The following is a 12,990-nucleotide window of genomic DNA, read 5'->3' on the forward strand; positions in this document are numbered from 1 at the left end:
ACTGGCTCGACACCGAACCCAGAACGCGCCGCCGGACCACTCGCTTCCGCACCCTGTGCTCAGCCGCCATATGACCCCGCCAACATCACCAACAGAGTCCCGGCCTTGGCCCTAGCCGTGCTCTACCGCTGGTACTCGTTCTATGAGACGGACGACAAGGACTTCGACCACCAGGGCGAGCTGCTCACCGACGACTTCGTCATGGTCCGCCCGCGCGAGGCCGGAATGCCCGACAGCTCGGGCCGCCACGCCTACTTGGAAAGCCTCCGGGGTGCCTACGCCGGCCAGAGCAACGCCCATCACCTGCGCGGCATCGAGGTGTCCTCCACGGGCGAGAGAACGGCTACGGCGACTGTGAACTATGACTTCCAGACCCACGGACCCCAACTCAACGGAGCCGCGCTGTTGCGCTACGACCTGGAACTCGTCCAGGACCCGGCCGAGCACCTGCCCAGACTGACCCGAGTCGCCGAGCAGATCCTCGCTCGCCAGGAGGCCCCCTTCCAGGCGGCCTACACCAACCGGGCCAGAGCCTTCGTCCATTACTGGCTCTCTCTGCTGGAACAGCCCGCCACCGACGCCGAACCGCTCCGCGAATTGCTGGCCGACGACGTGTCCATGCACCTCAGTGACGGACGTACACTGTCCGCGTTCGGCGAGATCGCCGCCTGGTACACCACCACGGTCAATCAGGTCGACATCAGCACTCATCGCATCAGCGACTTCAAGATCACCGCAGAGCCCGGAGGTGACTACCACCTCACCATGGACTTCGCCTGGCAGGGAGTCACCCGCGCTGGCCAGCCCATGACCGCCCGGACCCACCACCAGTGGACGCTTCAGGAAACCGGAGAGTGGTACCTGCGTCTACTCGACTTCAAGGTCACCACCATCGAGCCCTTCACCGAGACCACCGCCGAGCAAGCTCTCACCCACCACCTCGACACATCACCCTGAAGTCTCCTTGCCTCGGAGCCGCATACTGCGCTGCTCGGCCGCTCGCGGTCCACCGTCCAGGGTGAGGCACCGCGACGACCAGACGCGGCTGCTCGTGGCAGGCGTCGCTTTGCCGGTCGGCATCAGAGGTCAGGTGACTACAGCATTCTCCAGGCCGAGTTTGCGCCGCGCAGACTCGAGGTTGTCGCGGACGCGGGGGTGCTGGTCGGCAGGCAGCTTCTGTTCCTTGAGGAGACGCTCGCAGCAGTTCATCGATTCCTGATACTCGCCGACCCAGTAGGCAGCCACCGCGAGTTCGGCGAGTGCGCGCTACTGATCTTTAATGCGTGGGGTAGCAAGGTCATGTCAGGGTCGTGGTCGTGGTCAGTCCGGTCTCGGCGAGGCAGCCGTCGACGAGGTGTGGGCGGTACTGGATCAGCTTGAGGCCGTGCTTGGCGACCTTGACGAGGTGGTCGACGCTGGTGGCGGCGAGGTTCGCCAGCACTCCTCGTTTGATCAACGACCAGATACCTTCGGCCGGGTTCAGCTCGGGTGCGTAGGAGGGGAGCTGGAAGATCGTGAGCCAGGTGCTGTTCGCGGCGGCCCACTCCTTGATTTTCCTTGCAGACGTGGCGGTTGAGGTTGTCCCAGCAGAGCACGATCGGTGCCCCGAGCTGGGATGAGCCGGATCTGCGGGTGGCGGGCGCAAGGCCCGCGTAGGCGGCCAGGTGCCCAGCGGTGGCGAAACCACTGCCGTCACCGACGTCGACGAGGATCCGGGCCGCGGTCCTGACCCCGATGCCGGGCATCGAGATCAGGACCTGGGAAAGAGGGTGCGCCTCCAGCAGTTCCTCGATCCTGCTGGCCAGGAGTTTGCGCTGGTCGAGTACCGCGGTCAGCGATCCGGCGAGGCTGGGGACGATCAGTGCTGCGGCATCGGTGCCGGGAACGATGACGGTCTGCTCGTTCAGTGCGGTGAAGATGTCCTCGACGAGCCGTTCTGCCATGCGTGGTGCCTTGGGCCGCAGCATCGATACCAGCCTTCGCCTGCCGGCTTTCCTCAACTGAGCGGGTGATCCATAGCGTTCCAGCAGAAACAGGACTGCCGGATGATCCAGGCGGGGACCCACAACCCGCTCGAATGAGGGATGGATCTGGGTGAGGAGGCCGCGCATGCGGTTCTTGACGCGGGTCACCTCACCGGCCAGGTCGTCGTCGAAGCCCACGATCATGTTCAGCTCGGCGACTGTTTCATCATCCGGGGCCAGGTCACGCAGAGTATGCGGCATGGTCCGGGCGGCGTCGGCGATGATCGCCGCGTCACGGGCGTCGGTCTTCGACTCGCCCGGATACAGGTCGGCGATCCGCCGCATCGTCAGCCCTGGCAGATAGGCGACGCGGCAGCCCGCGTCGCGGGCAACGGCCAGCGGCAGGGCCCCGATCGAGGCCGACTGGTCCACCACGACTAACACCACACCGTGCTTGGCCTGCAGTTTCGTGAACAGTTCCCGCAACCGCGGCTCGCTGTTCGGCAGCGGCTTGTCGAACACTTTCTTGCCCGCCGGGGTGAGGGCAGTGCCGTGATGCTCACCCTTGCCGACGTCCAGACCCAGGTAGACATCGATCTCGCCCTCGTGGTTCACATACCCTCCCCAGCAGACCTTCCCGGTCTCACCTGCGGCATCAGCGTGCCGGCATCCACGTTACGAAGGCCTGCTTCACCTCGACGAGCGCGGCGAGCGGTCATGCCCCTGATCAGCGGTCTGCCAATGCCTCCGAGCCGGTGACATCACCTTTTCGACCATGAGCGACAAGGGGACCAAGTCATACCGGACCCGGAGACCGGGAACCCCTCTAATATGCGGGTCTCGATGTCAAGCCATCAGCGGTGTTGAGGTCCGTCAGGAGGCCTCTCCGTCGAGTCGGCTGAGGAGTCCGTCGAAGATCTGCTCTCGTGCGACCTGTCCCTTGGCTGCTGCGTCGTCCCGTTGGCGTTCGAGGGTGGGGCGGAACTCGATCGTGGTCACGAAGAACGTGCACGACTCGCAGATCGACTCGAAGTGGCAGTCCATCTCGACGGGGCGAGCGCAGTAGCCGTTGCCGAGCATCCGACGGTGCATCTCCCGGCGGAGCTTGGCCATCTCCGAGCCCTCCGCCTCGGCCGGCAGTCGGCGCGGTGCGTCGTAGAGGGCCTCGACCTTCTCCGAAACGGCGAAGTATTCGTCCGCGACGGTCCGGTCGGCGATCCGCGCGTAAACACGTGTCATGGACAATGACCGGTGACCGAGCAGTGCTGCGATGGCCTCCAGGGACATGCCCCTGTTGATCGCCTGAGTGGCCAGAGTATGTCTGAGCTGGTGTGGGGTGACCCGGCCGAGACCGGCCCGCTCTGCGGCCCTGCGGACGGCAGTCTCGATTCGGGATGCATTGACTGGACGGCCGTGGTCGGTGAACAGGAGGTTCGAACGCAGGCCCTCGGGCCGGTGCAGCAGCCAGTCGTCCAGCAGCGTCTTCAGCTGTGGATGCAAGGGGACGTAGCGGTCGGTGTGCATCTTGCCGACCGGGACGCGAAGCCAGTAGGCGGAGCCGATCTGCACCACCGCGTCGACGGTGAGGCCGAGCATTTCGCTGCGGCGCATCCCGGTGCGAGCGAGGATCTCGATGGCAAGCCGGGCGAACGGATCAGTGTCCTGGCGGGCGGCGGCCAGCAACTTGGCGGCTGCGGCGTCGTCGAGGAAGCGGGGCAGCGGCTCGTCCGCGATGGGGAAGTCGCTGTCGAATACCAGCTGGCGGGGCGGCCGGTCTGCGGCGTCCCACTCGTCCAGGCGGCGGAAGAAGCCGCGCAGTTTGCTGAGCCGGTCGCGGACGGTGTGCCGGTGCAGCGGGCCGCCGCGAGTGGCCGGCCGCTCCAGCAGCCATTGCCGATAGCGTTCGACGTGCCTGCGCTTGAGCTGTGCGACACATGTCACCGTCGTGTCTTCGGCGGCCACCAGCAGGGCGAACTCCCGCAGCGTCAGCTCGGCGTTCTTCACCGTGCCCGGCCGCAGCGTCCCAGCGATCTGCTCCAGGTAGTGCTGCATCGTGGACGCCATCTCAGGTGCGACGCGTGACCACTCGGCGGTGCGGATGTCGGCTCGGTCCGGGTGCCGTCGGCGCGGGAGCTGGTCGGACAACTCGCAGTGGAAGAGCGTCGCCTCGAGGTTGAACAGGGACGTCGACAGGGCCTTGACCCCGCGATTGGGAATGCGACGGGCTGCCTCCAGGAGCAGATCCCGTCCCTGGTCCCAGTCTGTCTGCTGCAATTCGTCCGGCTGCTTGCCGAAGAGGGCCACGAAGTGGCCCAGCAGATTGAACTGGGACATGGCCAGGTAGTCGCGGAAGCCGAGTGTCCGGGCCGTCTCCATGAACCGCAGGTGCAGTTCCGGCTCCGTCCTGGCCAGCACGATGCCCAGCCGTGGGCGCCGCGCGACCAGGTAGTCCGCGCCGGGCTGCAGACGTCCGGTGACCGAGAGCCAGCTGATGAATCGGTGCGTCTCATGGTTGAAGGCGAGTTGACGCTCGAGCGGAAGGCGGCAGAAATCCTCCAGATCGGGCACTTCGGCGAGCAGGGCGCGAGCACCCCAGCGGACCTTGTGGTCGGTGTTCATGCCCTGTCCGGCCCGGTGGGCGAGGTAGTACTCGACCAGGTCCGGGCGCACGATCGGCAGGGCCGCAGCTCTGGCCCGGCCCATCAGGACTCCGCCCTGTCGGCGTCGATGGCAGCACTGGCCTGGAGGTATTGCTCGACGAGCCAGCTGTTCGCCAGGTGAATGTAGATCCTGGTCGATTCGATGGAGCGGTGTCCGGCCTGGGCCTGTACCGCTTCCAGGGCCATGCCCGCCTCCCGCAGCCGGGTCAGACAGGTGTGACGGAACTGGTGGCAGGTCAGCCGGGGCAGTCCCGTCCGTCTGCGGACACCGTCGAGGATTTCGTCCAGACCGTCGGCGGACAGCGGCCGGCCGCGGGTCGGTCCCCGCAGCACGACGAACAACTGATCGTGATCGACGGCAGGTCGTTCCCGGTCCAGGTAGTCCCCGACGGCGGTGAAGAACGTCGGAGAGATCGGTATCAGGCGTTGATGCCCGCCCTTGCCTTCGCTGATGAATACCCGACGTTCGCCCGGCGAGAGGTCTCCCAGCCGCAGGCCGAGTACTTCGCAGCGGCGCAGGCCGCCCAGCAGCATCGCGAGCACCATGGCCCGGTCCCGCGCGGTGTTCAGCGCGCCGAGCACCGCCTCGACCTCGTCCGGGCCAAGGACGCGCGGCAGGGTGCGGGGCGTGCGCAACAACGGTGCCCCGCGGTTTCCGCCTCGTCGGCGGTTGGCCAGCCCCGTCGGCACCGGGTTGCGCTCGACGGCCAGGTCATCGCGGGTCATCAGGTAGCCGAACAGCCCCGAAATACTGGCGAGTCGACGCTTGATGGTCCGTGCCGACAGGCCCGCTTCACCGTCCTCGAGGCGGACGACCTTCGGCCCTCGCCGCGGCTTCTTCTGCGCGGTGATGAACGCGAAGACGTCGGCGGTGACGACATCTGTCGGCTCCTTGGGCACCGCCGAGAAGAAAACCTTCAGGTCGTAGGCGGTGGCCAGCAGCGTGTTCGGCCGGCAACGTGCCGCCACGAACTCCAGGTAGTCGTCGACCAATGCGTGGCCCAGCGATGCCGCGGGGTTCCCCGCGGCATCGACACGTCGTACCAACTCCGGCTGCCAGGCCATCCGAGCTCCTCGACGGGAGCGACCATCCTGGCCGGGAACACGAGATCGCGGAAGAGTCGTCACCCACATAACCATTGCGGGGCCACGAAGACGGTAACGCGGGGCCACGGCCTCAGCCTGTACAAGATCGTGATCCTGTTCCAGACCGCGTTGATCGCCTCCCTGCACCGCTGCCCTTCATGCCACCGCAAGCCCGATGACCTCACCAGCCTCGATCGCGGACCATGACCAAGCTCTGTGAGAGAGCCTTGACCTGGGGTTCTCGCCCATTGGAACCTTCGGCACCGGAAGCGGGCCTGGACGGGGCGCGCGCCGAACATGTGAGACCAGCTCTTCCCTTCGAGGCGGTCGCCTGTTTAAACTCACTGCATGTGTTTCCATCGGCGTGTGATCGTGGTCCCGATCTTCGGCGACCACTCCTACCGGTGTGACTTCTACGGCTAGCACCTAGGCACCTTGAGCGAGGCCAGTCCCATCTCTGACACTGTGGCCGCACTCGCCTGCGATCACGGAGCGTCAACCTTCGCGTCCTAGCTGTTAACCGAATCGAGGAACTTTGCCATGCCCGGAATAGCTCCGGCGGCAGATATCAGCCTGCCCCACCCCGAAACCAACTGGGCAATGAAGTACATGCCGCTGACGGCACAAGCGGTCAGCGAGCTGACGCCAGCCCTGTCCGGCAAGCGTCTGGCCATGTGCCTGCACATCGAGCCGAAGACGGCTGCTCTGGTGACGCTGCTCGCGCGAGCCGGCACCCAGATCTCCCTGACTGGCTCGCCTGGGACGACCCACGACGATGTGGCGGACGCATTGCGTGACGTCGGCGTGTCCGTCTTCAGCAAGCGCAGTGATGACGAAGACGACCATGCACAGAATATCGCCAGGGTCCTGGAGTGCGACCCGGACATCACCTTGGACAATGGCGGCGACTTGACCCTGTCCCTCGTGGCGTCAGGAGCGCCTGCCGGCTACCTGGGCGGCACAGAGGAGACCACGACCGGCGGGCTGAGGCTGCGGGAAAGCCCCGACCAGTCGGGCAGGCCCATCGTGGTGATCAACGACTCAACTCTGAAACTCCTCGTGGAGAACGAGTTCGGGGTCGGCCAGACCGTAGTGCAAGGGCTGATGAATGCGGCCAATCTGATGATCCCAGGAATGCGCGCCGCCGTGTTCGGCTATGGACCGTGCGGCAAAGGAGTCGCCGACACTCTGGCCCGACTGGGCGCCCAGGTCGCGGTCTGCGAGATCGACTCGATGCGAGCGTTGCACGCGATCATGAGCGGTCATCGCGTTGGCACTTCCGTCGATGTCGTCGCCGACGCCCAGGTAGTGTTCATGGCGACCGGCCACCCCAGTGTCATCGGTGCCGCTGAACTCGCAGCCCTGCCGGATGGCGCCGTACTGGCAGGAGTCGGCCACTTTCCGTGGGAGCTGGACATCGACGCGCTTGTGGCAATGTCGCTTCACACGATCGAGTACGGGGAGCCGTCCCGGCGACGCGGGTACATCCTGCACGATGGCCGCCAGATTGTCCTCCTGGACAACGGCCGGATGCTCAACTTGACCGCAGCGAACGGTAACCCCATCCAAGCCATGGACCTCGGCCTCACCCTGCAAGTGCGCAGCCTAGCGGCCGTGTGTACCGATGGGCTGGCCCCCGAGGTCCAGTCCGTCCCTGCATGCATCGAGCAGCGTATTGCATCCGACCTGGTCGACCTGTTGAACCGCCGTGACCGGAGCGGACAACGCTGACCTCACGCGAACGGGTGCCGTCTCCCCCAGGAAACGGCACCCCCGCTGAGCCAATCAGTGGCAATCACACGCCATGCTCCACAGGGGGATGACACTTCCCACGCTCTCCGGGCAGCACATCGGGTCTTGCCATGCCGTTGCCAGCCGCACGGGCTCACTCCCGGACGTCCCACAGGAGGAGCTCGAACAGAAGGCCTTGTGCCATCCAACAGTGCGAGCAGGAGCAGCACAGATCTAGAGGAGTACTTGGCATCCCTCCTCTGCAAAGCATCCACCGACACCTCAGCAAGCCACGCCCGCTCCGGCGTCCTCTTCGCCAGCGTGATCATCCGCCGGGCCAGCTCACCCGTGGGGATGCGCGACCTGCCCGCCGCATACGTGGCTTTCCTGGCCGCCAGCGCATCGTTGTAGACCACCCGCGCACAGCCGAACGTACGGGCCAGCACGAGACGCTGACCCGACGTCGGCTCGATCCGGAAGGAGTACCGCAAATGCATACGGTCAACCTACCGACCGCTACCGACAACGCTGTTCCGCCCCAGCGGCGAAACAGCCTTACCTGCCCCGCCCCGCAGGAGCTTCGCCTCCTCCCCGGCTAAAGCCGGGCTATCCACGAAAGAGCCCAGATGAAACTCATCGACCTGCACCGTCATCTCGAGGGGTCCATCCGCCCGTCCACAGCCTTGGACTTCGCCCGACGGCATCACCACTGGCTCGCCGACGAGCAGCATCCCCTCGGCAGGGTCGTCATCACCGACAGCTCAAGGACCGCTGGCCTACTGGATTACCTTCGGCACATCGACGTCGCCTGCTCCACCGCACGCGCGCTCGACGACTGGTCACTGATCACCCGCCAAGCCATCGAAGACTGCTTCAACGACGGCCTCGACTACGTCGAATTCCGCTTTAGCCCCTGGTTCATCCATACCCAGACCGGACTCGACCCCATCGACGTCATCGACGTGGTGTCAGAATCGGCAGGCAAAGCTTCCGCCGACTTCCGCCTCCCGGTGGGCCTCATTGGGATCCTCGTGCGAGACCTCGGCCCGGATTCCGCCTCACGCCAAATGGACAGCATCCTCAGCCGGGGAAACCACTTCTGCGGCGTCGACCTGGCCGGCGACGAAGCAGGCTACCCGCCAGAGCTGTTCGCCCCCGCGTTCGCGCGTGCCCGCGAGGCGGGCCTACACGTCACCATCCACGCGGGTGAGGCCGCCGGACCGGAAAGCGTGTGGGCGGCGCTGGCCACACTCCACCCGGACCGCATCGGTCACGGGGTCCGCTCCGCCGAAGACCCTGCGCTGATGCAGAAGCTTGCTGAGGACAACATCACCCTCGAACTCGCTCTCACCAGCAACGTCCAGACCCGGGCAGTCACAAGCCTGCGCGAGCACCCTGTCCTTCTGCTCATGGAATCCGGTGTTCCCGTCACCCTGAACACCGACAACCCCACCCCCAGCGCTACCCGCGTGTCCGCTGAGTACCACAAGGCGGTCGCCGAGGCGGGCCTCAGCCACAGGGACATGCAGCTCATCGCGCGCAACTCCGCGGCAGCGGCGTTCACTTCCCTCGGACGGCAGACCACCGACTAGCCCCGTACTTCCCTTAACTACTGGACTATCGTCGCGTGGAGCGTGATGGCTGTGGTGGGTACCTGGCGCACCGGGACGCGTGGCTGGTCCTTTGGTCGGTAGGAATAGAGCGAGTTGGGCCGTTTGAGGAACCGGTCCGCTTCTCGGAGGGGCCTTGACCCAAGGCCGGGTAGTTAGCGTTTTCGCTGGTCATGCAAGCGGAGCGGCAACATGCGCAGACCTCGCCGCTACCACCGCGGCCTCCTCCGAGCGTTCTACCTCTCCTCCATGGCCAGCTTGAGGTCCTGCCCCGCGTCCCAGGCGTACTACCAACGCAAACGAGGCGAAGGGAAAGGACACAAGCAAGCGGTGCTGGCCCTCGCCCGGCGCAGAGCCAACGTTCTGTGGGCCATGCTCCGCGACGGAGCGAGCTACCGAACCGTCCTACCACTGGGCATCGAAGCGGCTTGACAACCCCTATTGGGAAGTTCTTTATCTACCAAGATCTTCCAGGTCTGCCGATGGCCTTGAGAGTCTCGGGGCGTTTGACGGTCTTGCCTACGTCGTAGCGGGGTGCGGGACGGCGGTTCTTGGTCCCGGGCGGCCGTCCGGGACCAGCGCCGCGAGGTTGGGGAACACGGGCTGGGCAGAGCAGGTGGGCTCGGATGTTCCTGAACCCCCGGAGGACCCGGGCCGGGGTGAGGCGTTCGGGCGTGGTCGGCTTCTCCCAGGGCCGACGGAGGTCGGCGGCCAGCGGCCGGGCGAGCCTGAGCTGGGTGTACGCGACGACCAGGAGCCAGGTCCACCGGTCCGCCGCCTCGGGCGTACGCAGCTTCGGGGTGGTCCAGCCGAGCGTCTGCTTTCCGAACCTGAAGGTGTGCTCAAGATCGAATCTTCGGAGGAAGCCCTGCCAGCAGCGGTCCACGTCCGCCGGGGCGGCTCCGGTTTTCGAGGACCACAGCCAGACCGGCGGCGCCTCCCGCTCCATGGAGAGGTGCTCGACCTTCAGCCGGACTAAAGTCCCCTCGACGACGGGGAGTTCACCGTCGTGCTCAAGCCATGCCGATCGGTGAGTGAGCCTGGGGTGGATCCGGTCCCACGCCTGCGTGGTGGCTTTGCCGTAGTGGGTGGTGTCGGTGGCCGTGGTCACGGTGGGTTCGGGCCAGGTCTCGGGCTTGTTGAAGCGGAACTCCGGCCCGTGCTTGGGCGGGTGCCCACCCTTGGGGTTGTAGACGCGGGGCGGTTTCGGCAGGCGCATCACCCGGTCGCCGCGGATCCGGCCGACCAGTTCGACGGGGCAGGTCCCGCAGCACCCAGGCCAGGCGGGTGAGGTCGTAGCCGGCGTCCATGACGATGGTGATGTCCGGGTCGCCGGGCTGCCACTGGCCGGCCGCGATCAGCCGCTCGACCACGGCCCTCAACTGGGCAGCGGTGATGGCGGTCGCGTCGTCCTCGGGCCCGAGCCGGACCACGTCCAGGACCCCGGTCCACGACGTGGCCCCAGGCTCCAGGACGGCTACGAAGGAGTACGGCCAGCCGGGAATGAACTGCGAGGCGGACTTCGCCCGCCCGTAGACGTGGCAGAACAGCCGCTGGTCCGAGCACGGTGCATCCGAGCGCAGCCACGGCGACACGTCGACCGCGAGCATCAGGCGCCCGCCGTCGAAGCGCGGCAGCGGCAGCCCCGCCAGGACCGTCCGCAATTGGTCGATGTCGATCCGGCCTCGGTTGAGTGCGCCGTACAATGCGCCGTGCCCACGGCGGTGCTCGGGCACCAGCGTCAGATCCACCGGCGATTTCACCGGACCGTCCGCACACAGCACCGCATCCACCAGCTCGAACAATTCGTCGCTCCGGGCGGGTCAGACATGCGTAGAAGGCCCCTCGGAAGCGTGACGCTTCCGCGAACGCTTCCGGGCGGACAGCATCAGGCAGCAGACTCACCATTACGGCCTTCGTCTCGGTCACGTGCGCTCCTTGGTCGGAGCACAGGATCAGACGAAGGCCGCCCTCAAGTCCGGCGAACTCCCTGGTGAGTGACCACGTTCGGGACGTTGTTCGACGCCGGAAGATAAAGAAGCTTAGCTCGGCTGGGCCGTCACCATGGCGACCGCGTTGAGCCGATAACGCCACGTCAGTACGATAGCCAATGCGATGAAGGCCGCAGGCATGAGTGTGCCACCGAACAGTACGGCTTGGACCGCGGACTCAGGCTGCGCCACGTGCCTCCGGGCGTCAGACTCCACAAAACCTGCCGCGCCAAGTACCCAGCTCAGCACCAGCGCCCCGAACGCGAAGACCACGGTCTCGCACGCCGCCCATAGACCGGTGAACACGCCAGCTCTGCGCTTGGCCGTGACCAGGGCGTCGTGCGCGATGACGTCGGCCAACATTGAGAACTGGAGGAGCTGGATTCCGGAGTAGCCGACGCCCACAAGCAGCGCGCACAGGTGCGTGTAAATGGGCCCCAGTGGGCTAAGGGCCATGCCCGCCGCCCCGGCCAAGAGCAGCGCCGAGGCCAGGATCATCGCGCCACGCTTATCCAGCCTCCTGGCCAGCCAGACCCACGATGGCATCGTTACCAGCATCGGGCCGACCAAGCACACGAAGAGTGTGCTCGTGGCATTGGGATTGCCGAGTACGTAGGTGGCGAAGTATGGCACGTCCGCCAGCATCGTGCCTGCCGCGAACATCTGCGCGCAGCTCAGGCATAGCAAAGTGAGAAAATGGCGGTTCATGCGGGCGACTGACAGCTGTACTGTGAGCCGAGGCTCTGCCTCCGTGTGGCCCACGACCGGAGCGTTTGCGGTACCGAAGAATGTGCCCAGCATCGCGCCCAGAAGTACGAACCCTACGACGACACCCATGAGTCGGTAGCCGTTCACGCTACCTCCGGCTCGCTCGTAGTCGGTGATCAGCGGGGCCCCTGCGCCCGACAAGAGGATCGCTAGACCGAGAAAGATCATTCGCCACTGGAGGAGAGAGGACCGTTCGTGGTAGTTGCCGGTCATCTCGGCGGGCATCGTCCTGTATGGCACCTCGAAGAACGCGTAGGCGGTGGTGGTGAGGAAAAAGAAGCCCCCAACGTAGATCGCCGCGGGCCCACCGGTCAGCGGTGGCCCCGCGAACGTTAGAGCGAACGTCGCGGGCATCGTGAGCGCACCGAGTAGCAGCCAAGGCCGCCGGGCGCCAAAGCGGGAGATCGTCAGGTCGGAGCGATGACCGACGTATGGGTTGATAAAAATGTCCCCCAGGGCGGGCAGGAAGATGACGAGACCGGCCTGTCCGGCATGTACGGCGAGCACGTTGGTCATGTAATAGAGCAGCAGTAGTCCGGGGACCGCGGAAAAAGTGCCGGTACAGAATGAGCCCATCCCGTAGCCGACGCGCACGCCACGCGCCACAACGACTGCAGTAGGCGCGAGCGGTGAAGTCACCATTGCCACGTTACATCCGACCAGCAGCGACCAGTGGCCGGTGTTGAAGTCTGCCGACGTCACGCGAATTGTTCATCCATTTTGCCTACAGGTATTCTCTGCGCAGTCGCTGTATCCCACGGACGGCAGGCCGGACCTGTCGCCGGGGCAGGGCGGTTTCAAAGTCTGAGTGGTGCTGGTCGGGGCAGGCCGATCAGCTCCAGGGGGCGGTTGAACGGGTCGTAGGACATCTCCCGGAGGCCGGCGGCGGTGTTGGTGTGTCCGGCGGCGCGGAGCTGGTTGATCGCGAAGCTTCGCAGGGTGGCCATGTTCTCCGGGCCGTGCCCGGTGCGGATCTTCGAGGCGTCTTCGGCGAAGGTGGTGTCACGGACGAAGTGGAGCCGGTTCTCGATGACCCACTGCGAGCGGACGATCCCTGCGAGCCGTTGCGGTGAGGCTTGCCGGCTGGTCAGATCGGTGATGACGTAGACCGTCTCGCGGCTGCGTCTGCCGGTCTTCAAGCTGGTGCGGTATCGGGTGATCTTCGCTACCTGGGTGGCGT

At 65.8% G+C, this 12,990-nt stretch carries 8 protein-coding genes and 4 pseudogenes; 4 read left to right on the plus strand and 8 right to left on the minus strand.

The window, feature by feature from the left end:
* Positions 1-105: 105 nt before the first annotated feature.
* Positions 106-957, plus strand: coding sequence for a hypothetical protein (locus ACFYXH_RS41695; RefSeq protein ID WP_389574890.1), 852 nt, complete (start codon positions 106-108; stop codon positions 955-957).
* 340 nt (positions 958-1,297) lie between these two features.
* On the opposite strand, the gene ACFYXH_RS41700 is transcribed toward ACFYXH_RS41695, so the two are convergent.
* From ACFYXH_RS41700 to ACFYXH_RS41715, 4 genes and pseudogenes are all read right to left on the minus strand, one after another.
* On the minus strand, positions 1,298-1,696 hold the full coding sequence (locus ACFYXH_RS41700) for a transposase (protein ID WP_389574909.1): 399 nt from the start codon (positions 1,694-1,696) through the stop codon (positions 1,298-1,300).
* Positions 1,605-2,579: pseudogene (locus ACFYXH_RS41705) on the minus strand (IS110 family transposase); the annotation flags it as partial. The pseudogene ACFYXH_RS41705 and the gene ACFYXH_RS41700, both read right to left, overlap by 92 nt.
* Before the next feature lie 258 nt (positions 2,580-2,837).
* Positions 2,838-4,667, minus strand: coding sequence for a tyrosine-type recombinase/integrase (locus tag ACFYXH_RS41710; RefSeq protein WP_389574893.1), 1,830 nt, complete (start codon positions 4,665-4,667; stop codon positions 2,838-2,840).
* On the minus strand, positions 4,667-5,689 hold the full coding sequence (locus ACFYXH_RS41715) for a tyrosine-type recombinase/integrase (protein ID WP_389574895.1): 1,023 nt from the start codon (positions 5,687-5,689) through the stop codon (positions 4,667-4,669). The genes ACFYXH_RS41710 and ACFYXH_RS41715 overlap by 1 nt, the downstream gene beginning before the upstream one ends.
* A gap of 561 nt (positions 5,690-6,250) precedes the next feature.
* Here ACFYXH_RS41715 and ACFYXH_RS41720 point away from each other — a divergent pair.
* The gene (locus ACFYXH_RS41720) at positions 6,251-7,441 is read left to right on the plus strand and encodes an adenosylhomocysteinase (RefSeq protein ID WP_389574897.1); all 1,191 of its coding nucleotides are present in this window, start codon (positions 6,251-6,253) and stop codon (positions 7,439-7,441) included.
* Between the two features lie 2 nt (positions 7,442-7,443).
* Here ACFYXH_RS41720 and ACFYXH_RS41725 read toward each other — a convergent pair whose 3' ends face one another.
* Positions 7,444-7,938, minus strand: coding sequence for a helix-turn-helix domain-containing protein (locus ACFYXH_RS41725; RefSeq protein ID WP_389574900.1), 495 nt, complete (start codon positions 7,936-7,938; stop codon positions 7,444-7,446).
* Between the two features lie 129 nt (positions 7,939-8,067).
* Here ACFYXH_RS41725 and add point away from each other — a divergent pair, with 129 nt between their 5' ends.
* Positions 8,068-9,033 carry an adenosine deaminase gene (add, locus tag ACFYXH_RS41730; protein ID WP_389574903.1) on the plus strand — a complete coding sequence of 322 codons (966 nt, stop codon included), beginning with the start codon at positions 8,068-8,070 and terminating at the stop codon, positions 9,031-9,033.
* A gap of 183 nt (positions 9,034-9,216) precedes the next feature.
* Positions 9,217-9,483, plus strand: a pseudogene (locus ACFYXH_RS41735) (IS110 family transposase); the annotation flags it as partial.
* A gap of 25 nt (positions 9,484-9,508) precedes the next feature.
* On the opposite strand, the pseudogene ACFYXH_RS41740 reads toward ACFYXH_RS41735, so the two are convergent.
* The 3 genes and pseudogenes from ACFYXH_RS41740 to ACFYXH_RS41750 form a co-directional block, all read right to left on the minus strand.
* Positions 9,509-10,959 (minus strand): annotated as a pseudogene (locus ACFYXH_RS41740) (NF041680 family putative transposase).
* 134 nt (positions 10,960-11,093) lie between these two features.
* Positions 11,094-12,512, minus strand: a complete 1,419-nt coding sequence (locus ACFYXH_RS41745; RefSeq protein ID WP_389574906.1) for an MFS transporter — start codon at positions 12,510-12,512, stop codon at positions 11,094-11,096.
* Positions 12,513-12,607: 95 nt separating this feature from the next.
* Positions 12,608-12,990: pseudogene (locus tag ACFYXH_RS41750) on the minus strand (ISAs1 family transposase); the annotation flags it as partial.

The sequence above is a fragment of the Streptomyces sp. NPDC002730 genome (assembly GCF_042888805.1).
Taxonomy (GTDB): Bacteria; Actinomycetota; Actinomycetes; order Streptomycetales; family Streptomycetaceae; genus Streptomyces.

Bases quoted from the DNA above. Each gene is read 5' to 3' on its own strand.
- ACFYXH_RS41710 (WP_389574893.1), bottom strand. From the start codon at position 4,667: ATGGGCCGGGCCAGAGCTGCGGCCCTGCCGATCGTGCGCCCGGACCTG.
- ACFYXH_RS41715 (WP_389574895.1), bottom strand. From the start codon at position 5,689: ATGGCCTGGCAGCCGGAGTTGGTACGACGTGTCGATGCCGCGGGGAAC.
- ACFYXH_RS41720 (WP_389574897.1), top strand. From the start codon at position 6,251: ATGCCCGGAATAGCTCCGGCGGCAGATATCAGCCTGCCCCACCCCGAA.
- ACFYXH_RS41725 (WP_389574900.1), bottom strand. From the start codon at position 7,938: ATGCATTTGCGGTACTCCTTCCGGATCGAGCCGACGTCGGGTCAGCGT.
- add (WP_389574903.1), top strand. From the start codon at position 8,068: ATGAAACTCATCGACCTGCACCGTCATCTCGAGGGGTCCATCCGCCCG.